Annotated in this window: 18 protein-coding genes and 1 pseudogene; 11 read left to right on the top strand and 8 right to left on the bottom strand. The window is 52.7% G+C overall.

The annotated features are described in order from the left end of the window. Window positions 1–249 precede the first annotated feature (249 nt). The 3 genes and pseudogenes from clpA to icd all read right to left on the bottom strand — a co-directional run. Window positions 250–2463, bottom strand: a pseudogene (clpA, locus tag AC3DKE_RS02815) (ATP-dependent Clp protease ATP-binding subunit ClpA); the annotation flags it as partial. Window positions 2464–2485: 22 nt separating this feature from the next. Continuing rightward, on the bottom strand, window positions 2486–2845 hold the full coding sequence (gene clpS, locus AC3DKE_RS02810; protein WP_340674778.1) for an ATP-dependent Clp protease adapter ClpS: 360 nt from the start codon (window positions 2843–2845) through the stop codon (window positions 2486–2488). A 205-nt stretch (window positions 2846–3050) separates the two neighbouring features. Next, on the bottom strand, window positions 3051–4307 hold the full coding sequence (gene icd, locus AC3DKE_RS02805; RefSeq protein WP_340674779.1) for an NADP-dependent isocitrate dehydrogenase: 1257 nt from the start codon (window positions 4305–4307) through the stop codon (window positions 3051–3053). A gap of 125 nt (window positions 4308–4432) precedes the next feature. Here icd and AC3DKE_RS02800 point away from each other — a divergent pair, with 125 nt between their 5' ends. The 6 genes from AC3DKE_RS02800 (at window position 4433) to pabB (ending at window position 10941) form a co-directional block, all read left to right on the top strand. Then, window positions 4433–5086: a pseudouridine synthase gene (locus tag AC3DKE_RS02800; RefSeq protein WP_340674780.1), complete on the top strand. Its 654-nt coding sequence runs from the start codon at window positions 4433–4435 to the stop codon at window positions 5084–5086. Window positions 5087–5181: 95 nt separating this feature from the next. Next, entirely contained in the window at window positions 5182–6309 is a 1128-nt protein-coding gene (gene mnmA, locus AC3DKE_RS02795) for a tRNA 2-thiouridine(34) synthase MnmA (RefSeq protein WP_340674781.1), read from the top strand. Next, window positions 6306–6938 (top strand): lysogenization protein HflD, encoded by a 633-nt coding sequence (locus AC3DKE_RS02790; protein WP_340674782.1) that lies wholly within the window; start codon window positions 6306–6308, stop codon window positions 6936–6938. The genes mnmA and AC3DKE_RS02790 overlap by 4 nt, the downstream gene beginning before the upstream one ends. A gap of 44 nt (window positions 6939–6982) precedes the next feature. Beyond that, the gene (gene purB, locus AC3DKE_RS02785; protein ID WP_340674783.1) at window positions 6983–8347 is read left to right on the top strand and encodes an adenylosuccinate lyase; all 1365 of its coding nucleotides are present in this window, start codon (window positions 6983–6985) and stop codon (window positions 8345–8347) included. A 12-nt stretch (window positions 8348–8359) separates the two neighbouring features. Next, window positions 8360–9553, top strand: a complete 1194-nt coding sequence (locus AC3DKE_RS02780; protein WP_484216972.1) for a JmjC domain-containing protein — start codon at window positions 8360–8362, stop codon at window positions 9551–9553. Then, entirely contained in the window at window positions 9553–10941 is a 1389-nt protein-coding gene (pabB, locus tag AC3DKE_RS02775; protein ID WP_487990030.1) for an aminodeoxychorismate synthase component I, read from the top strand. Before AC3DKE_RS02780 ends, pabB begins: the two co-directional genes overlap by 1 nt. A gap of 91 nt (window positions 10942–11032) precedes the next feature. On the opposite strand, the gene thrH is transcribed toward pabB, so the two are convergent. After that, window positions 11033–11647 carry a bifunctional phosphoserine phosphatase/homoserine phosphotransferase ThrH gene (gene thrH / locus AC3DKE_RS02770; RefSeq protein ID WP_340674786.1) on the bottom strand — a complete coding sequence of 205 codons (615 nt, stop codon included), beginning with the start codon at window positions 11645–11647 and terminating at the stop codon, window positions 11033–11035. A 119-nt stretch (window positions 11648–11766) separates the two neighbouring features. On the opposite strand from thrH, the gene AC3DKE_RS02765 reads away from it, so the two are divergent. Further along, entirely contained in the window at window positions 11767–12501 is a 735-nt protein-coding gene (locus AC3DKE_RS02765; protein ID WP_379069576.1) for a phosphoadenylyl-sulfate reductase, read from the top strand. Window positions 12502–12560: 59 nt separating this feature from the next. Here AC3DKE_RS02765 and cysB read toward each other — a convergent pair whose 3' ends face one another. Further along, complete coding sequence (gene cysB / locus AC3DKE_RS02760) at window positions 12561–13541, bottom strand: HTH-type transcriptional regulator CysB (RefSeq protein ID WP_340674788.1); 981 nt, start codon at window positions 13539–13541, stop codon at window positions 12561–12563. Between the two features lie 107 nt (window positions 13542–13648). Here cysB and AC3DKE_RS02755 point away from each other — a divergent pair, with 107 nt between their 5' ends. Continuing rightward, window positions 13649–14446 (top strand): sulfite exporter TauE/SafE family protein, encoded by a 798-nt coding sequence (locus AC3DKE_RS02755; protein WP_340674789.1) that lies wholly within the window; start codon window positions 13649–13651, stop codon window positions 14444–14446. 38 nt (window positions 14447–14484) lie between these two features. Next, window positions 14485–15564, top strand: a complete 1080-nt coding sequence (locus AC3DKE_RS02750; protein WP_487990027.1) for a 3-deoxy-7-phosphoheptulonate synthase — start codon at window positions 14485–14487, stop codon at window positions 15562–15564. An 84-nt stretch (window positions 15565–15648) separates the two neighbouring features. Here the strand turns inward: AC3DKE_RS02750 and nfuA are convergent, their stop codons facing one another. After that, a complete protein-coding gene (gene nfuA / locus AC3DKE_RS02745) occupies window positions 15649–16293 on the bottom strand; it encodes a Fe-S biogenesis protein NfuA (RefSeq protein ID WP_340674791.1) in 645 nt (214 codons plus the stop codon). A 144-nt stretch (window positions 16294–16437) separates the two neighbouring features. Here nfuA and metH point away from each other — a divergent pair, with 144 nt between their 5' ends. Next, a complete protein-coding gene (gene metH / locus AC3DKE_RS02740; RefSeq protein WP_379072104.1) occupies window positions 16438–20139 on the top strand; it encodes a methionine synthase in 3702 nt (1233 codons plus the stop codon). Between the two features lie 86 nt (window positions 20140–20225). Next, a complete protein-coding gene (locus tag AC3DKE_RS02735; RefSeq protein WP_340674792.1) occupies window positions 20226–20474 on the top strand; it encodes a hypothetical protein in 249 nt (82 codons plus the stop codon). 10 nt (window positions 20475–20484) lie between these two features. Here AC3DKE_RS02735 and sohB read toward each other — a convergent pair whose 3' ends face one another. Together sohB and nudC are read right to left on the bottom strand one after the other, a co-directional pair. After that, complete coding sequence (gene sohB / locus AC3DKE_RS02730; RefSeq protein ID WP_487990025.1) at window positions 20485–21525, bottom strand: protease SohB; 1041 nt, start codon at window positions 21523–21525, stop codon at window positions 20485–20487. Further along, window positions 21518–22140: NAD(+) diphosphatase (nudC, locus tag AC3DKE_RS02725; RefSeq protein WP_487990023.1), on the bottom strand; the 623-nt coding region annotated here is incomplete at its 5' end. The genes sohB and nudC, both read right to left, overlap by 8 nt.

Below are 22140 nucleotides of genomic sequence, written 5' to 3'. Positions count from 1 at the left end.
GTGAGCCACGCTTCGCTATGCTTCACCCAGTGCTCAGGCACGGCACCTTTGGGTGGAATCTGGGCTGCGGCTCAAGGGTCTAAGCCACAGATGATTCCGAATGCGGGGTTGAGACCATGGGGTGGGTGAAGCATAGCGCAGCGTGGCTCACCCACCCCATGGTCTCAACCCCAAACCAAAACACCCCTAAACAGTCTTAGCAAGCTCCCGCTTACTAACGACCTCGGCCTCAAGCACCAATGCTCCATCCTTAACAGACACCGCAACTCGCCCACCTTTATCAGCAAGCTTGCCGAAAAGAATCATCTCGGCCAACGGCTTCTTCAGGTGCTCTTGCAGCACACGCGCCATCGGACGCGCGCCCATCAAGCGGTCATAGCCTTTCTCAGCCAGCCACGTACGTGCATCTTCATCGACATCAAGTAGCACATGCTTGTCGTCGAGCTGAGCCTGTAGCTCAACCAAGAACTTATCGACCACACTGCCAATGACCGAAGGATCGAGCGCAGAAAACGCGATAATGCCATCGAGACGGTTACGGAACTCAGGGGTGAAGGTTTTCTTCAGCGCCTCAGTACCGTCGCTACTGTGATCCTGATGCGTAAAGCCCATGCTCGAGCGGCTGATTTGTTCAGCACCGGCGTTAGTCGTCATAACCAACACCACATGACGGAAGTCAGCTTTGCGGCCATTGTTATCTGTCAGAGTGCCGTGATCCATAACCTGTAGCAGCAGGTTAAACACCTCTGGATGCGCCTTTTCGATTTCATCAAGCAGCAATACGCAATGCGGATGCTTGGTCACAGCTTCGGTAAGCAAACCACCTTGGTCAAAACCAACATAGCCTGGTGGCGCACCAATCAAGCGAGATACGGTGTGACGCTCCATATATTCGGACATATCGAAACGTATCAACTCAATGCCTAACGTGCGAGCCAATTGACGCGTGACTTCGGTTTTACCAACGCCCGTTGGGCCAGAAAACAAGAAGCTGCCAATTGGTTTCTCGGGCGACTTCAAGCCAGCGCGCGACAATTTGATCGCGGCGGCTAGCGAATCAATGGCAGCATCTTGACCAAACACCGTCATTTTCAAATCACGCTCAAGATTGCGCAGCGCTTCTTTGTCATTAGACGAAATAGCCTTTGCAGGTATGCGCGCAACTTTTGCCACCATCTCTTCGATATCAGCAACAGTGATGACTTTTTTGCGCTTGCTTACCGGCTGCAGGCGCTGGAAAGCACCAGCTTCGTCGATTAAGTCGATGGCTTTATCGGGCAGGAAGCGCTCATTAATATAGCGATCGGCAAGCGTGGCGGCCGAGAGCAGTGCTTTGTCGTGATAACGCACGCCGTGATGCTCTTCAAAGCGCGACTTCAGACCACGCAAAATGCGATAGGTCTCATCAACGCTGGGCTCTTCCACATCGATCTTATGGAAGCGACGTGATAGCGCACCGTCCTTCTCGAATAGATTGCGATATTCTTGGTAAGTCGTTGATCCCATGCACTTTAGTGTGCCATTAGAAAGCGCAGGCTTAAGCAGGTTCGAAACATCCAACACGCCGCCGCCAGCCGAACCAGCACCAATTATGGTGTGAATTTCATCGATAAACAAAATGGCGCTGGGCTTATCGATCAACTCATTAATCAAAGCCTTAAAGCGTTTTTCGAAATCGCCACGGTATTTTGTGCCCGCCAGCAGAGCGCCGATATCCAGCGAATACACCACGCCATCGGCAATAGCATCTGGCACTTTACCTTCGACAATCAACCACGCCAGACCTTCAGCGATGGCGGTTTTGCCGACGCCCGGTTCACCCACCAAGATAGGATTATTTTTGCGACGACGGCATAGCACTTGAATCGCACGCTCAATTTCTGGCTCGCGACCAACTAGCGGATCTATGCGGCCCTTTTTCGCCATCTCGTTTAAATTAACGGTGTAGTTCACCAATGCCGAATCGGCAACGGCTTCAGCTCCACCCTCTGCTTCAGAGGACTCATTATTTTTTGGCTCATCTTCATTTGGAGATGAGCTTCCATGTGACAAGTAATTCACCACATCTAGACGGCCAATGCCCTGCTGCTTCAGTAGATACACCGCATGCGATTCTTGCTCAGAGAATAGCGCCACCAAGACATTAGCGCCGACTACTTGGCGCTTGCCGGAAGACTGCACATGAAACACGGCGCGCTGTAGAACGCGCTGAAAGCCAAGCGTAGGTTGTGTCTCGCGCCCACCATCGGGCTCTGGCAACACAGGCGTTGCATCATCTATATAGGTTGTTAATTCACGACGCATGGCATCGGATTCGCCACCGCAAGCTTGTAGCGCAGCGACTGCTGACTCGTTATCCAGTAGTGACAGCAATAAATGTTCCACCGTGATGAACTCATGGCGTTTTGCTCTTGCCTCACGGAATGCCACATTGAGGGTCAGTTCTAGTTCCCGACTTAACATGCCTGCCTCTCCTTGCCCGTGCTCACAGCACCGGCTCTACCAGACACAGCAGCGGATGCTCATGCTGCCGCGCGTAATCGACCACAATGGCCGCTTTAGTTTCTGCTACATCACGTGAATAAGAGCCGATTCCAGCCTTACCCATATGATGCACTTGTAGCATTAGGCGTGTTGCATGTTCACCGGTCAGGCCGAAAAACAGCTCCAGCACCTCAATGACAAACTCCATAGGAGTGTAATCGTCATTAATCAGCACAACTTGATAGCGTTTTGGTATCTGTAACTCTGGCTTTGGCGGCTCAATCAGCGCTGTGCGACCGACATCGGGCCGCTCATCATCACTGTCTGGGCCACTCAATGGCCACTTACTCGTTGCATTCATACGGCATCATAGAAATTTAATCGTTAGTTCACTCTAGCAGATAGTGTTGCGCTGACTAGCCTTAACTGTAGAGAATTTATGCATTTAACCATCTTGTATTTGCTACTGCTTAGCGACTAAACAAACCTCGGGCAAAACCATTAGGCGAAAAAAAACACCTTTGCTTAGCCATGACGCAGCCAAGCAAAGGTGTCTTTAGTCATACTTACATATGGCTGATGATGGCATCGCCAAATTCAGAGCAGCGCAGCAATGTGGCATCGGGCATTAAACGCTCGAAGTCATAGGTCACTGTTTTCGCGGCAATGGCATTTTCTACGCCTTTGATGATCAAGTCAGCAGCTTCGCCCCAGCCCATATGACGCAACATCATCTCAGCTGAGAGAATGATTGAGCCTGGGTTGACCTTATCTTGGCCAGCGTATTTAGGCGCCGTGCCGTGGGTTGCCTCAAAGACAGCAATCGAACCGCCCAAGTTAGCACCCGGCGCGATGCCGATACCGCCAACTTCAGCAGCAAGCGCATCGGAAATATAATCGCCGTTGAGATTCAAGGTAGCAATTACCGAGTACTCAGATGGGCGCATCAGAATTTGCTGCAAGAAGGCATCGGCGATGACATCTTTGATGATGATATCGTTACCGGTTTTTGGGTTACGGAGTTTCATCCATGGGCCGCCGTCGATCAGCTCGCCGCCAAAACGCTCAGCCGCCAGCTCATAGCCCCACTCTTTGAAGGCACCTTCGGTGTACTTCATGATGTTGCCTTTGTGCACTAGCGTTACCGACGATTCATCATTATCGATGGCGTACTGAATGGCCTTGCGTACCAAGCGCTGCGTGCCTTCTTTCGATACAGGCTTAATGCCAATACCGCAGTTCTCAGTGAAGCGAATCTTCGTCACGCCCATTTCTTCTTTCAAGAACTTGATGACTTTGATCGCGTCAGGCGTGTTGGCCTTCCACTCGATGCCGGCATAAATATCTTCTGAGTTTTCGCGGAAGATAATCATATTGGTCAGCTCAGGATGCTGAACCGGGCTAGGAACGCCAGGGAACCAACGCACAGGGCGAATACAAACGTATAGGTCTAACTCTTGGCGCAATGCCACGTTAAGCGAACGAATGCCGCCGCCTACTGGTGTGGTCAATGGGCCTTTGATGCTGACAACGTATTCGCGCAGCGCCTCAAAAGTCTCTTCTGGCATCCAAGAGTCACTACCGTACACTTTAGTGGCTTTCTCGCCGCAATAAACTTCCATCCACGAAATAGCGCGCTTGTTGCCGTAAGCGGCAGTCACTGCTGCATCAACCACTTTGATCATCACTGGTGTGATGTCAGCGCCGATGCCGTCGCCTTCGATAAATGGAATGATGGGGAAATTTGGTACATTAAGGGATAAATCGGCGTTGACGGTGATTTTGCCACCATCGGTTGGAACCGAAATCTTCTGGTAACCCATTCTGCAGGTACTCCGTCAGGAAAGTGGCGCGGGTAGCGCCGGGATGGCGATTGCAATAGCCAGTATTGAATCGTTCTTATTGGTCTCGAGTATACTCATGCTGCCTCCTACTCCCAAGACATCTCATGCAAAAAAACACCACCGTTCACCCTCAAAGTCGACCAAAGTTCAAGGAAGACAGCCCTTCTCGTCTAATTTTGCTGCATAAGCCTTTCAATGTGATGTGCCAATTCAGCCCTGAGGGTGAGCGCTTGACCTTGAGCGAGGTTATGGCAGCGAGCGGCATTGAACGCCCGCGCGATGTTTATCCCGCTGGACGCCTCGACTACGACTCTGAAGGCTTGGTGTTGCTGACCAATGACGGAGTGTGGCAGGCACGTATTGCCCAACCGCGCTCGAAAATGAACAAAACTTATTTGGCGCAGGTCGAAGGCAGCGTTGGCGATGATGCTATAAGTGCCTTGCGCAACGGCATCATGCTTAAAGATGGGCCAGCGCGAGCGGTGATGGCTGAGCATGTAACGCCCGCACCTGAAGTCAGCGAGCGCCATCCGCCAGTACGCTTTCGCGCCAGCATTCCAACAGATTGGCTGCGCCTGAGCATAAATGAAGGTCGTAATCGTCAAGTACGGCGTATGACGGCTGCTGTTGGCCTACCAACCTTACGCCTCATTCGCGAGCGCGTTGGCCCATGGACACTCGACGGCCTAGCCGTTGGCGAGTGGCGCGAAATTGACATAAATGAAGCAGTGCGCACTTTAGGGCCTGCACAGCGCTAGACAGTTCGATCAACACCACACAAGCGCCGGCTTAAGCCCAAACCACCGACAAAGCTTGCTAGAATGCGGCCTTCGAATTTTTGAACTCATACGCCATGTCATCGCTCGCCCCCTCAGCCGACACAAAACCAACCGATGCCGTTCGTGGCCGCGTGATTGTCGGCATGTCGGGCGGCGTCGATTCGTCAGTTGCAGCGGCATTGCTCATCCAGCAAGGCTGGCAGGTCGAAGGCCTGTTCATGAAAAACTGGGAAGAAGATGACGGCAGCGAATACTGCACGGCACGTGAAGACTTAGCCGACGCTCAGGCGGTGGCGGACAAACTCGGCATACATTTGCATAAGGCCAACTTCGCCGCCGAATATTGGGATGGTGTTTTCGAGCACTTTTTGGCGGAATACGCTGCTGGCCGCACGCCAAACCCCGACATTCTCTGCAATAAAGAAATCAAATTTCGCGCCTTCCTCGACTACGCCATGATGCTTGGCGCTGACTATATCGCCACTGGCCATTACGCCCGCCGCGACGAACAACAGCCAGCGCGCTTGCTACGTGGGCTCGACAGCAATAAAGACCAAAGCTATTTTTTACACGCCGTAGCTGGCGAGCAACTAGCGAAAACCTTATTTCCAGTCGGCGAATTGCCTAAGCCTGAAGTGCGGCGCATTGCCAGTGAGTTAGGCCTAGCGACGGCAGCGAAAAAAGACTCCACTGGCATCTGCTTTATTGGCGAGCGCCGCTTTAAAGACTTTTTGCAACAATACCTTCCCGCACGCCCCGGATCTATTGAAACCGATGCCGGTGTAGTGATTGGTGAGCATCAGGGCTTGATGTATTACACCTTGGGACAGCGCCAAGGCATTGGTATTGGTGGGCAAAAAGATGCCAATGAGTCGCCGTGGTATGTGGTCGGCAAAGATATGGCGAGGCAAGTGCTGATTATCGGCCAAGGCCATGAGCACCCATTAATGCAAAGCCGCTCTTTATACGCGTCAATGATTGATTGGGTTGCTGGTGAAGCGCCGCAACTGCCGTTGGTATGCACGGCAAAAACACGTTATCGCCAAGCCGATCAGGCCTGCACCATCACAGCGTCTGGCTCAGGCTACCGCGTCACTTTTGATGAATTACAGCGCGCCGTTACGCCCGGACAATCCGTGGTTTTCTACCAGGACGAAGTCTGTTTGGGCGGCGGCGTGATTGAGGAGACATTTGCCACATGAGCCAACTGAACCGCGATAAAACCTTGGCATTAGCCGCTATTTTTCAAGCCGCAGGCCTTGCCGCTGAATTAGCAAAGACAGGCAAAAGCCACCCGGAAGCAGAAGCATTTTTGCGGCGCTCATCGCTGGTGCTCGACACCGATGACATCAACAAAATCTATCCTGATGCGCGTGGCTTAGAGCAAGGCCTGATGTGGTTGGAGGGTTGCCTGATGGAACAAGGTCGCTCATTAGCTCAAGCCGGTGAAATCGTTCGCCTAGGGCTGGGCATCGTGCAGGTAGAGAAGCATTTAGTGCGCTCGCCTGATGTGCAAAACAACTTGCGCCAGCGCCTTGAGACTGTTGCCCGCCAGCAGCAGTTTAATCCTGACATGAGCGATAGCGAACTCGCGCAAGCTCTCGGTTCGGTTTATGTCGATACTTTGGGTAGCCTGCAATTTCGCGTGCAATTACGCGGAAACGCGCAACACTTACAAGCCGCCGGCATGGCTGAACGCATCCGTGCCATTTTACTTGCCGGCGTTCGCGCCGCTTGGCTCTGGCGCCGCCTTGGTGGCCGCCGCTGGCACCTAATTTTCACCCGAAGCCAGATCCTCACCGAGATCCGCGAGATCGCGAAAACGGTGTAGAATCCGCCGCCTAAAATTTGTCCTTTGTACACTGGAGTGTTGCTATGGCGTTCTCGCCCCTTACCGCCCTTTCCCCGGTCGATGGCCGTTACGCTAGCAAAGTCGATGCACTTCGCCCCTACTTTAGCGAATTCGGCCTAATTCATGCCCGCGTTGAAGTCGAAGTGCGTTGGTTGCAATGCCTAGCCGCCCACGCCGGTGTGCCCGAAGTGCCCGCCTTCAGTGCCGAGGCCAATGCCTTTCTAGACAAACTAGTGGCTGAGTTTTCGCTCAATGATGCCGAGTGGATTAAAACCACTGAGCGCACCACTAATCACGACGTAAAAGCCGTCGAATACTTCCTCAAAGACCGCGTTCGCGCGCTACCTGAGTTGCAGGCTGTTACAGAGTTCATCCACTTTGCCTGCACCAGTGAAGACATCAATAATCTTTCGCACGCGCTGATGCTGAAAAATGGTCGCACCGTGGTCATCGCGCAAATGCAGGCTGTGGCCGACGCCATTCGTACCTTGGCCCATGCTCAAGCGGGCGTATCCATGCTGTCACGCACGCATGGCCAAACCGCCTCGCCAACGACACTGGGCAAGGAAATGGCCAACGTCGTGTATCGCTTAGAGCGCCAAATCGCCGAATTCGCGCGCGTGCCATTGCTCGGTAAAATCAATGGCGCCGTGGGTAACTACAACGCACATTTGGTCGCTTACCCGCAGGTCGATTGGCAAGCCAACGCTGAAGCCTTTGTCACCTCGCTAGGCTTGGATTGGAATCCTTACACCACGCAAATCGAACCACACGACTATATTGCTGAAGCTTTCGATGCCGTGCGCCGCTACAACACTGTGCTCATCGATTTCAACCGCGATGTCTGGGGCTATATCTCGCTGGGCTATTTCAAGCAGCGTTTGAAAGAAGGCGAAGTTGGTTCTTCGACCATGCCGCACAAGGTCAATCCCATCGACTTCGAGAACTCCGAAGGCAACTTAGGCATCGCCAATGCTCTGCTCGGCCATCTCGCCGAAAAGCTACCAATCTCACGCTGGCAGCGCGACCTAACCGACTCCACCGTATTGCGTAACTTAGGCGTAGGCCTTGCGCACAGTGCCATTGCCTATGATTCCGCGCTAAAAGGTATCGGCAAGCTTGAGCTTAACGCAGCTTGCATAGCCGCAGATTTAGATGCGTCGTGGGAAGTCTTAGGCGAAGCCATTCAGACCGTGATGCGCCGCTACGGCATTGAAAAGCCCTACGAGAAGCTGAAAGAACTAACGCGCGGCAAAACCATTACCGCCGAATCATTGGCGACGTTTATTGCCACGCTTGATCTGCCAGAAGCGGTTAAAGCTGAGCTGAAAACGCTGACCCCAGCTAGCTATATTGGCAACGCTGACGCGCAAGCTCGCGCCGTTTAAGGAACACTGCACATGTCTTTTACGTCGAATGCCAGCGACTTATGTCGCCGTGATGAGCCGCTGCCATGGTTAGGCGGCTTGCGTGCAAGTGAGTTTTTGCGTGACTACTGGCAGAAAAAACCGCTGCTAGTACGCGGCGCTTTTCCGGCCTTGGCTGACCTCATTAGCTTTCAAGAGCTATTGCAGCTGGCCGAAGAGGACAGCCTAGAAAGCCGTGTGATCAGCGGGCCCGATGCCAAAGGCAATTGGAAGCTGAAAAACGGCCCATTTCCACCGGTGACTTGGCGCAAACACGGCAAGCAAAACTGGACTGTGCTAGTACAGGCTGTTGACCATGTACTGCCAACACTGTCTGACCTGCTCGACCATTTCGCCTTTGTGCCGGAATGGCGCATCGACGATGTCATGGTATCGGGCGCAGTAGTTGGCGGCTCTGTTGGCCCTCATAGCGACCAATACGATGTGTTTTTGCTGCAAGGGCCGGGCTCACGGCATTGGCAGCTAGGCCAGCAAGTCGCTGTTGATGAAGCGCTACTGCCAGACCAACCACTACGTTTATTAGCCAACTTCCAGCAAAGCTTTGAGGCCACCGTTGAGACCGGCGATTTGCTCTATGTGCCGCCTGGACTAGCGCATCACGGCGTTGCTACTAGCGACTGCCTGACTTACTCCGTGGGCTTTCGTGCACCGGCTGTGCCACGCCTACTCGACGCCCTCGCCGATCGCCTTTTAAGCCTCGATGAAAATGAGCCCTTATTGGCCGACCCTGATCGTGGCGTCTGCCAACACAGTGCCAGCTTAACCGCGCTAGACACCAACGCCATGCGCACTGCCATGCTGGCGTGGATAGATCAGCCGGAGCAAATGGCCTTGGCCATGGCACCGAGCTTGAGTGAGGCAAAATATGCCGACTACGAAGCGCAAGGTGAGAGCTGCAGCTTGGCGGACTTGCAATCGGCATTAGCTGAGGGCATCGAGCTAATTCGCGACCCCGCCTCGCGCTGGGTATGGCTGCCAGAAGTACAGCAGCTGTGGCGCAATGGTGAGTGCGTGGATATCCCTGCCGATATTATCGAGCATGTGCCTGCGCTACTGACTAGCCGCCGCCTGCGCCAAGCGCAATTAGCCGCATTGCCAGAGCTTGTTTTGCAATGGCTGGCCGACGACATCAGCGCTGGCTTTTGGTTGGCGGTTGAGGCGGCCTGATGCATTTGGCGTCTTTGCCTTGGCAAGACACACCTCTGCCCTACGCCAACGCGCTTCTGACTGAGCATTGGCCATTACTACTCGATAGCCAAGGCGCTGGCCGTTGGCATATTTTGGTGGCAAATCCACGAGCAACCGCTGTACTGACTGAAGCTGGGTGGCAGTTTGACGGCTGGCCTGGCATTGATGGCGATAGCTTTGCGGTAATGGCGGCGTTGCAGGTATGGGGAGAGGCACTCAAGTCTGGGCAGCTCTCAGCATCTGAGGCCAATACAGCACCCACTAAAACCGCGGCCTCAGAGCTCCCATTTATGTCCGGCGTCATGGGCTATGTCGGCTACGCCGCACCCAGCGAACATGGCCTACCTGAGCGACATGGCGACGATTGGCCATTGGCCACGCTGGCTTATTACGACCAAGGCATCGCGCTAGATTGTGAAACACATGAAGCGTGGGTCTGGGCTAGCGACGCCATGAGCGCAATCGAGTGGCAAAACTGGCAGCAGCGCTGCGTAACTAATTCAGAGGCTAAGCCAGCAGCCAAGCTCGAGGCATTTCAGCTAAAAACTCCATTTCAAGCGCTCACCACACAACAGCGCTACGCCGACGATATCGCTCACATTCATGAGCTCATTCGTGCCGGCGATTGTTATCAGGTCAACTACACTCAGGCTTATGAAGCGCAGCACAGCGGCCGATTGTGGACGCGCTACGAAGAGCTTCGCGAACTAGCGCGGGCACCGTATGGGGCATATTGGGCACTGCCTTGGGGCGAACTGCTGAGCCTGTCACCAGAGCAATTTATCGGCATCAATGATCGCACGCTGACCACACGCCCGATCAAAGGCACACGCGCACGCGGCAATGACAGCGAGCAAGACCAAGTCGAAGCCAGTGCACTAACTGCCAGCGCCAAAGACATGGCCGAAAATATCATGATCACCGACTTACTGCGCAATGACTTGAGTAAGCACGCGCGCATCGGCAGCGTCAGCGTGCCCGAGCTATGTGCCCTAAAAAGCTTTGGGCAAGTGCATCATTTGGTCACAACGATTACCGCCACACTCAACAGCGATGCGACCGTAGCTGAGGTTTTGCGCGATGCTTTCCCCGGTGGTTCCATCACCGGCGCGCCGAAAAAGCGCGTGATGGAAATCATCGAGACCATCGAGCCAACAGCCCGCGGCGTCTATTGCGGCATGCTGTTTTATTGGGATGCCCGTGGCCGCGTCGATAGCAGCATCACCATCCGCACCTTGGCCGCTAAAGATGGCGTAGTGCGCACCTGGGCCGGCGGCGGCATCACGCTGGACTCCACTTGGCAGGCCGAATATGAGGAATGCTGGAGCAAAATGGGTGGCGTCATAGAAGCGCTATCGAAACCTTAGCTTTAGCTAGCGCAAAAAAAATGCCCTCATATAGAGGGCATTTTATTTCACGAGAACAATCACTTAATCATCTAAAGCAACTACTCCGCTGTTAAGGAATCTGGCGCAGTGATGCCTTACGGATCTCAGCCTTCAGCTCTTCATAGGTTGTGGTTACCGGAAATTGCGGAAACTCACGAATCACATTCTCAGGTGCATCAAACAAAATGCCTTGTTCAGCCTCGCCCAGCATATTGGTGTCGTTATACGAGTCACCAGCAGCGATGCAGCGATAATTCAGCGAGTGAAAAGCTTTGATTGCAGCACGCTTTTGATCAGGCTGACGCAACTTATAGTCAGTGATGGTGCCATCGGCAGCGACTTCCAGCTTGTGACAAAACAGTGTTGGCCAATCGAGTTGGCGCATCAGCGGGTGGGCAAACTCATAGAAAGTATCGGACAAAATGATGAGCTGAAAATGCTCGCGCACCCAGGCTAAAAACTCATACGCACCTGGAATGGGACCCATATCAGCGATAACGGCTTGAATATCAGGCAAACCCAATTTGTGCTCTTTGCAGATGGCTAAACGCTGCTTCATCAACACGTCATAGTCAGGAATATCGCGCGTGGTGGCCTCTAATTCTTTAATGCCGGTACGCTTGGCGACATTGATCCAAATCTCGGGAACCAACACACCTTCTAAATCGAGACACACTAACTCCATGACCAACCCCTTTTAACGCCAAGCTTGTGAGACGCGAAGGGTACTGTCAGGCGCGTATCGGTGCAAATAGAAAAGCGCTTTCTGCTATGCTTTACGCCTGAAAATTACTGGAGTGAGTGATGGCTATTTCCGCTGCCGATATCGATGCCTGGCAAACCGAGCTAGCAGGCAAAGGCCCACAAAGCATCGTGAAGTTTGCGCTCACGCACTTCCCCGACCTGTGCTTATCATTTAGCGGCGCCGAAGATGTTGTGTTGATTGATATGGCGGTGAAGTCAAAACTACCCTTTCGAGTCTTCACTTTAGATACCGGCCGCCTACATGCAGAGACCTATCGCTTTCTCGATACGGTGCGCACGCACTACGGCATCACGTTAGAGGTCTGCTACCCCGAAGCGGAGGCTGTGCGCGAATTAGTCAGCAAAAAAGGCTTTTTCAGCTTTTATGAAGATGACCATAAAGAGTGCTGTGGCATCCGCAAGGTCGCCCCACTTCGCCGCCAGCTCGCCACCACCACCGCGTGGATGACTGGCCAGCGCAAAGACCAAAGCCCCGGCACTCGCAACGATGTACCCTTGGTGCAATACGATACTAGCTTTGAAGGTCTTGAAGGCCCATTGGCCAAGTTCAATCCGCTAGCGAATTGGTCATCTAGCGAGATTTGGGATTATATTCGCGCCCTAGAAGTGCCCTATAACCCATTGCATGAAAAGGGATTTGTCAGCATTGGTTGTGAGCCTTGCACACGTGCTGTGTTGCCTAATCAACACGAACGTGAAGGTCGCTGGTGGTGGGAAGAGGCAACGAAAAAAGAGTGCGGCCTGCATTTGAGCAATCTGACGCCACCGACTTAAGCATAAAAATAATGCGCCCTCGCTAACATAGCTGAGGGCGCAGTTTGTCGAACTCGCCCTTAAAAGACCGGCAGTGCTTGGCCCTTAAACAAGTGATCGACTTCAGCGCGTGCATCGCCACGGTTGAGCACCGCCTCGACCACGCCACGATTAAGGTGCGGGGCAAATGCCTCGATAAAATCGAACATAAAGCCACGCAAAAACGTACCGCGGCGAAAGCCAATATGCGTCACGCTGGGCTCAAACAAATGCTCGGCCGGCAGCGCCACCAGCTTTCCACCATCAATCTCTGGCTCAAATGCCATCTGCGCGATAATGCCGACACCTAAACCTAGGCGCACATAAGTTTTAATGACGTCGGCATCTGTGGCAGTGAACACGACATTGGCAGCAAGGCCTTGCTGTCTAAACGCCTCATCTAGCTTAGAGCGCCCTGTAAAGCCAAAAACATAAGTGACAATGTCGTGCTCGGCAATCGCCTCTAAGGTGAGCGGATGCACACGCGTGAGCGGATGATCTTTCGGCACCACCACTGTGCGGTTCCACTGGTACGCCGGCAACATCATCAAATCAGCAAAATGCTCTAAAGCTTCTGTCGCGATGGCAAAGTCGACGGTGCCGTCGGCGGCCATTTCGGCAATCTGCTGTGGAGTGCCTTGATGCATATGCAAAGTGACTTCGGGGTATTTTCGGCGAAATGCAGCAATTACGGGCGGTAGACGATAGCGCGCCTGCGTGTGAGTTGTAGCGACCGACAGTGTGCCGCGCGTCTCATCGGAAAACTCTAGTGCAACTTGGCGGATAGAGTCGACTTGGCGCAAAACATCGGCCGATAACTTTAAAATCGCCTGCCCTGCCGGCGTCACACGGGACAGGTGCTTGCCGTTACGCGCAAATATTTCTACGCCCAGCTCGTCTTCTAAAAGGCGAATTTGCTTGCTGATGCCGGGCTGCGAGGTAAACAGTGCATTAGCCGTTTGCGACACATTCAGGTCGTGCTGCGAGACCTCCCAGATATAGCGTAATTGCTGCAACTTCATCTCAAGCCCCTTTCTTATAACTCAATGTCATAACTCTAGCGTAAAACATTCCTTTGCAGCAGTCCTAAGAATGCATATCGTGCCGCCATCATTTTGAGAACTCTAATATGTTGGTTTCTGAGTTTAGTTTTATTGCTGCCGGTGCATTAGTCGGTTTTGTGGTTGGTCTGACTGGCGTGGGTGGCGGCTCATTAATGACGCCTCTGCTAACCATGATGGGCGTACCTTTGCATACCGCCATTGGTACCGACTTGCTTTACGCGTCTATCAGCAAAACCGGTGGCGCCATTGTGCATCATCGCCATCGCAATATTGATTGGCGCATCACACTAACGCTTGCGACTGGCAGCATTCCTGCTGCGGCACTTACCGTCTATGCCTTGGCCAATTGGTTTCCCGATGCCAGTGCCTACAAACACATTTTGACGAGCTCACTAGGCTTTATGCTGCTTGTTAGCGCCTTAAGTATCTTATTGCGACCTGCAATTCAGCGCCGCATGGCTAAGCGCGAGCAATCAAACTGGGGAGTACGCGCATGGGTTGATCGCCATACGCAGGCACTGACGATTACCATGGGCGTTCTGCTTGGTATCCTAGTCACCCTGTCATCTGTTGGCGCCGGCGTCTTCGGTGTCATGGTCTTAGTCACCCTATTCCCTGCCCTAGCCATGATTCGCATCATCGGCACCGATGTGACTCATGCCGTCATGCTCACACTCATCGCCGGTCTCGGCCACATGAGCATGGGCCATGTCGACTGGCATATGCTCGGCTTCTTGCTCATAGGCTCACTGCCCATGATCGTCATCGGCACCACCTTAAGTTCACGTCTGCGCGAAGACATTATTCGCCCAATTTTAGGCGCAACTTTATTACTCCTCAGCCTACGGTTCATTTTCATCTAAAGTTTGGGGTATGATCGCGAGCTACGTGGAGACTATGCATGAGCCTTGATAACACCCCAATTGATGACCTAAACATTCGCTCTATCGATGTTTTGGTAACCCCTGCTGAACTCAGAAAAGCGCTGCCCATGAGCCTTGGTGCACATCGCACCGTGGCCGAGGGTCGGCAAACAATTCGCAATATTTTAGATGGCAAAGATCACCGCATATTTTTGGTGATCGGCCCCTGTTCTATCCATGACCTAAAAGCAGCGCATGAATACGCCCAGCGCTTAAAGGTTTTGGCTGAAGAAGTCAGCGACAGCATTTATCTGGTCATGCGTGTCTACTTTGAAAAGCCACGCACCACCGTGGGCTGGAAAGGCTTGATCAACGATCCGCGTATGGACGATAGCTTCCGTATCGAGGAAGGTCTGCACGTTGGTCGCAAGCTGCTCATCGAACTCAATGAAATGGGTCTGCCCTGCGCTACCGAAGCGCTAGACCCGATGTCGCCGCAGTACTTGCACGACCTCATTGCTTGGTCGGCGATTGGCGCGCGCACCACCGAATCGCAAACGCACCGTGAAATGTCATCAGGCCTATCCAGCCCTGTTGGCTTTAAAAATGGTACCGATGGCGGCCTAACGGTAGCCACCAACGCTCTGCTATCCGTGCGTAATGCCCACAGCTTCTTAGGCATTAATAGCGATGGCAAAGTCGCGGTGATTAACACTACTGGCAACCAGTACGGCCATGTCGTGTTGCGTGGCGGCGATGGCAAACCCAACTACGACTCAGTGTCTGTAGCACTTGCCGAACGCGCCTTGGAAAAAGCCAAAGCACCGATGAATATCATGATCGATGCTTCGCACGCCAACTCCAATAAAGACCCTGCACTACAACCATTAGTAATGGACAACGTTGCCAACCAAATCGTTGAAGGCAACACCTCCATCATTGGCATGATGATTGAGTCTCACCTGAAGTTTGGCCGCCAAGATATCCCGAAAGACTTAAGCCAACTGGTTTATGGCCAATCAGTGACCGATGGCTGCATCGATTGGGAAACGACTGAAGTCGCCGTGCGCTCTATGCATGAAAAGCTGAAAGACGTGCTGCCAAAACGTAAAAAATAAACCTGTTACACGGGGAGCTTTAGAAACTCCTCCTGCTGCAGACACAAAAAAGCCCGGTCATTGCCGGGCTTTTTGTATCACCACTTATCTAAAATAAGCGTTGTCTTTCACCGTATGGTCGGTCTCATCTGTGACGCGATGCAGCTCAGGAATCAATCCTTTTAGCGTAGTTTCTACGCCCTGCTTCAAGGTCATATCGACAGCCGAACAACCTTGGCAGCCGCCGCCAAACTTCAGCACGGCAACCCAACCTTCAGGCTCTTCGAAGCAACCTGTCAGCGACACATTGCCATTGTGTGCAGCAAGACCAGGGTTCACTTCGCTGAACAGCACATGGTTAATACGCTCTTCCATTGGGCTGTCAGATGAAATATTGGGTACTTTCGAGCGTGGCGCTTTAAAAGTGAGCTGGCCGCCCATGCGATCTTTGTTGAAATCGATCACGGCATCGACGAGATAAGTTACCGAGCGACCATCGACATAGGCTGGGAAACCTTCAAAGTCAACGCGCACGTCTTCTTCTTTCTCTTCGCCTTTGGTGCAATAAGCCATGCAGCATTCTGCGCGCGGCGTGCCGGGATTTTCGACAAAAATTCGCACACCAATGCCGTCACTGTTTTGCTTGGCTAATAATTCGCGCAGATAGCCTTGAGCCGTCTCCGTAATCTCAAGATTGGTGATGGCTTGCGCATCGAAAGAAACCGATTGATTTACTTCAGGCTGACTCATGGAAGCTCCTTTATCGCCCACAGCATGCCGGGACGGGCATGCTTCAAATTATGGCCGCAAGTATAGCATCTTGCGTGCAGCTCATGCCTTCGCTCATCCATTCTGCTAAACTATATATCCATTTTTTTAGATAGATCTATGCCCATGTCTCGCGCTGACCGTCTGATTAGTTTTGAGCAGCAACTCGCCCAACGTATTTTGATTCTCGACGGTGGCATGGGAACCATGATTCAGCAGCGAAAGCTTAGTGAAGCCGACTATCGAGGCGAACGCTTTGGCGATTGGCCTCGCGATGTTAAGGGCAATAACGATTTGCTCGTGCTCAGCCAACCACAGATTATTCGCGAAATCCATGAGGCTTATTTAGCTGCCGGCGCCGATATTATCGAGACCAATACCTTCAATAGCACCAAGGTTTCCATGTCCGATTACGGCATGGAGTCGCTAACCATTGAGCTCAACTTTGAAGCGGCAGCATTAGCGCGTCGTGTTGCTGATGAATTTACCGCACGCGAACCGCATAAGCCGCGCTATGTCGCCGGCGTTATTGGGCCAACCTCTCGCACCTGCTCTATTTCGCCAGATGTTAACAATCCTGCCTTCCGCAACGTCAGCTTCGATCTGCTCGTCGAAAACTATTTAGAGTCGACTCTCGCGCTAATCGACGGCGGCGCTGATCTGATTTTGATCGAAACTGTTTTCGATACGCTCAACGCCAAAGCCGCCATTTTTGCTGTGCAAGAAGCTTTTGAGCAATGCGGCACCACATTGCCTATTATGATTTCTGGCACTATTACCGACGCTTCTGGGCGTACGCTCACCGGCCAAACAGCCGAAGCCTTTTGGAACTCGGTGCGTCACGCCAAGCCTATCTCCATTGGCTTTAACTGCGCGCTCGGTGGCAAAGAGCTGCGGCCATATGTCGAAGAGCTTTCGCGCAAAGCTGACACCTACGTTAGCGCTCATCCTAATGCCGGCCTCCCAAATGCCTTTGGTGAGTACGATGAAACGCCTGATGAAACTGCGGCTATTATTAAAGAGTTCGCAACCAGTGGCTTTCTCAATATTGTTGGCGGTTGCTGCGGCACCATGCCAGAACACATCGCCGCCATAGCCAAAGCGGTTGAAGGCAAAGCGCCGCGGGTGGTGCCTGAGCTCCCACGCGTCTGCCGCCTATCAGGCCTTGAGCCATTCACCATTGCTGATGACAGCCTGTTTGTGAACGTTGGCGAACGTACCAACATCACTGGCTCGAAAAAATTTGCTCGTCTCATTCGCGAAGAAAACTATGCCGAAGCATTAGAAGTCGCTCGCCAACAAGTCGATAACGGTGCGCAAATCATCGATATCAACATGGATGAAGGCATGTTGGACTCGCAGGCCGCGATGGTGAAATTCTTAAACATGGCGGCAACCGAACCCGATATTTGCCGTGTGCCGATCATGGTCGATTCATCGAAATGGGAAATCATCGAAGCTGGCCTGAAGTGTATCCAGGGCAAGTCGGTGGTGAACTCAATTTCCATGAAGGAAGGCGTCAAAGAGTTCAAGGATCGTGCGCGTTTGTGCATGCGATATGGCGCCGCCGTGGTCGTTATGGCTTTCGACGAGCAAGGCCAAGCCGACACCGTTGCGCGCAAAAACGAAATCTGCAAACGCTCATACGATATTTTAGTTAATGAAGTTGGCTTTCCGCCCGAAGACATTATTTTTGACCCTAATGTCTTCGCCGTTGCCACCGGCATCGAAGAGCACAATAACTACGCCGTCGACTTTATCGAAGCCTGCGACTACATCACCAAAAACCTGCCTTACGCGAAAATCTCTGGCGGCATCTCTAACGTCTCATTTTCGTTCCGTGGCAATGAGCTGGTTCGCGAAGCCATCCACTCGGTGTTTTTGTACTACGCAATTCGCAATGGCCTAAGCATGGGCATTGTCAACGCTGGGCAGCTGGCGATTTACGAAGACATTCCCGCTGAGCTCAAAGCCTGCGTTGAAGACGTGATTCTAAACAAACGCGAAGATGGTACTGAGCGCTTGCTAGCCTTAGCTGAGCGCTATCGTGGCGAAGGCGGCAAGCAAATCGTTGAGGATTTGTCTTGGCGCGAATGGCCCGTTAACAAGCGCTTAGAGCATGCGCTGGTTAAAGGCATCACCACGTTTATTGTTGAAGATGCCGAAGAAGCACGGCAACAAGCTGAGCGCCCAATTCACGTCATCGAAGGCCCTCTCATGGATGGCATGAACGTGGTTGGCGACCTGTTTGGCTCGGGCAAAATGTTTTTGCCACAAGTAGTGAAGTCTGCTCGCGTGATGAAGCAAGCGGTGAACCATCTCATCCCATTTATTGAGGCCGAGAAAAACGGCGTGGTTATCGCCAAAGGCAAAGTACTCTTGGCTACGGTCAAAGGTGATGTCCACGATATCGGTAAAAATATTGTCGGCGTGGTACTCGGCTGTAATGGTTATGACATTGTTGACCTCGGCGTTATGGTACCTGCCGATAAAATCCTGCAAGCCGCCATCGATGAAAAAGTCGACATCATCGGCCTCTCCGGCCTGATCACCCCATCGCTAGATGAAATGGTGCATGTGGCGCGCGAAATGCAGCGACTCGACTTTAAAGTGCCGCTTTTAATAGGTGGCGCAACCACATCGAAAGCGCATACCGCAGTAAAAATTGATCCACACTATAAAAATGACGGTGTGATTTACGTCGCCGATGCCTCGCGTGCAGTCGGCGTGGTAACCACCTTGCTAAACAAGTCAGCTAAAGATGCGTTTATCGCCGAGCGCCGTGCTGAATACGCCGAAACTCGAGAGCGTATTAATAATCGAGAGCCACGCGGCAAACGCTTAAGCTATGAAACCGCAGTCGCTACTGGCTTGCAAAGCGATTGGTCGCAAGCAACACCGATCAAGCCAAAGCAGTTAGGCGTGCAAGTTTTTGATCACTACGACTTGAGTGAAATTGTTGAGTATTTCGACTGGCAACCATTCTTTATGGCATGGAGCCTGCACGGAAAGTACCCTGCAATTTTAGAGGATGATGTTGTTGGTGAGGCCGCTCGTGACTTGTTTAATGATGCTCAAGCCATGCTGAAAACCTTGATTGAAGGCAAGCATTTACGTGTGCGCGGTGTCATTGGGCTATGGCCTGCCAACCGCGTTGGCGCCGATGATGTACGCGTTTGGGCCGATGCCGACAAAACAGAGTGCCTAGGCGAAATTCATAATTTGCGCATGCAAAACGAGCAAGTTAGTGGCAAGCCCAACTTGTCTTTGGCCGATTTCGTAGCGCCAATAGATAGCGGCGTTCAAGATTATGTCGGCGGCTTTACTGCTTCAGTGCATGGCGCCGATGAGTTCGCTAAAACCTTCGAAGATGCTGGCGATACTTACAACAGCATCTTGATTAAGTCTTTGGCTGACCGTTTTGTAGAGGCCTTTGCTGAGCGCCTACACCAACGTGTGCGCCAAGAGTTCTGGGGCTACGCGACCGATGAGCAGCTCGATACAAACGACCTGATTGCCGAGAAATACGCCGGCATCCGTCCTGCGCCAGGCTATCCCGCCTGCCCCGAGCACAGTGAAAAATCCGAGCTTTTCCGCTGGCTCAACGCCACTGAAAATACTGGCACCGTACTTACAGAGCATTTCGCTATGTACCCCACCGCTGCTGTCTCGGGCTGGTATTTCGCACACCCCAAAGCCAGCTACTTTAATGTCGGCAAAATTGGTCGCGATCAAGTCGAAAACTACGCTCAGCGTAAGGGTTGGGACATGGCCACAGCCGAGCGTTGGCTAATGCCGAATTTAGGCTATGATGTGGTCGATAACTAAACGATCGGCGCACGTAACCTCCGTGGCCGATCATCTAATAATGATCTGGTCATGCCCTCTGGGGCGTCAAACAGACGGAGGTTTTAGTGTCCAAAGGCTATGGCAATCCGCCGCCACCCAGCAGCATCAAGCTGAAAAAGCGCACACGCTTGCGCCTGGCGTTGAGCCGAGCACTTCGTAGTGGCTTTAATGTGGCTGGACTAAAAAAGACCGAACTCGATGAAAATGCAGAATCCGCTGAGATTTTTGTGCTCAGCGGCATTCTCATTACGCTGCTAACCATCGCAGCCATTTGGATAGGTTTGCAGCAGTTTATTGAGGCAATGCATCAATAAACTGCTGGGCTTATACGCGAGGTGATTGCACGCTACGTTGCCACCAGCGCAGCAACAGATTATCCACCGAGCTCGTCGCAGCAATGCCTAAGCGCTGGCCTAAACTCTTTTTCTCGCGCCAATGCAGCGCAAACAACTCCGCTTCAGTAGCGCGCTCACGCAAATAATCATCGCTGGTTTTTAAGCTATCGACCAAGCCTAAAGCCAAGGCTTGCTGGCCATACCAATGCTCACCTGTAGCCACTACTGCCATATCAACTTGCGTGCGCCACTGCGCCACATGCGCTTTAAATAGCTCGTGGGTGTCGTCTAAATCATGTTGAAACTTAGCACGCCCTTCATCGGTGTTTTCACCAATCATGGTCAATGTGCGTTTGTATTGCCCTGCTGTCATCAACTCAACATCAATGTCATTTTTCTTCAGCAGGCGATGCACGTTTGGAATTTGCGCAACCACGCCGATGGAGCCGATAACCGCGAACGGCGCAGCGATAAGTTGATTGGCCAAACACGCCATCATATAACCACCGCTGGCCGCGACTTTATCGACACAAATGGTCAGGCGAAGGTTCGCGGCGCGGATGCGCGCTAATTGCGAAGAGGCCAAACCATAGCTGTGTACCATGCCGCCCGGGCTTTCTAGGAGCACCACGACTTCATCACGCTCAGCAACAGCAACTGCTAGCAACGCCGAAATTTCATGACGCATTTGCGCCACGGCCGATGCCGCCATGTCGCCGGTAAATTTCAGCACATAGACATGCGCTTTCGGCTCAGCCGTTTTAGCGGATTTTTTTTCCAACTTCGCCTTTGCCTTGCGCGCTTTGCGTTCAACTTTCCAGGCGTTGTCATCCCAAACTAGGCTGCGCAGAGCATCAGCTTCGGCATCGAAGCGCTCATTTAAAGTTTCGACTTCTAAATGCCCAGATTGCAGGCCGGGCAAGTCGCCACGGCGAGCACGGCCTAGCATCATCAGTACGAGGGCCACCAAAAACGCAACGGTGACGCCCTTAGCCAAAAACAAGCCGTAATCGGCAATCCATTCAAGCATGATGTGTCTGTCGCTCCGTAATAAATTGATCTATCAGCGCCCGCGCGATGCTACCTTTTGGCGGCAATAGGGGCAGCTGCTCATAATGAAAGAATTGTGCATCGGCAATTTCGTCTTCTTGGCAGACGATTTCGCCACTGACGTATTCGGCAAAGAAGCCAATCATCAAGCTGCTGGAAAATGGCCATGATTGGCTGGCGTGATAACGAATATTGCTGATTTCAACGCCAACTTCTTCGCGCACTTCTCGAATCAAGGTCTGCTCTGCGCTTTCGCCCACTTCCATAAAGCCAGCCAAGGCGCTGTACATGCCGTTGGTGAAGCGCGTCGATTGCGCCAGCAACAATTCATCTCCACGCGAAATAATAACGATCACACAGGGATTAATGCGTGGATATATCGAGCTGCCGCATGGTGCGCAAACGCGAGCGCGCTCGCCGCGCGAATGAGCCTGCATTGGGCCACCACAGCGACCACAAAAACGGTGTTTGTCGGCCCATTCCAGCACTTGCATGCTGCGCCCCAAAAGGTCATAGCCGGCGGGCGTTAGCGATGCCAACAGGCTGCGCACATCCACCCAAACAAAGCCATCGGGCGCGATAGACAGCGACCACG

The sequence above is a fragment of the Paraperlucidibaca sp. genome (genome assembly GCF_982810325.1).
Note: the sequence above shows the minus strand (reverse complement) of the source record. Positions and strands in the feature narration are given on the sequence as shown.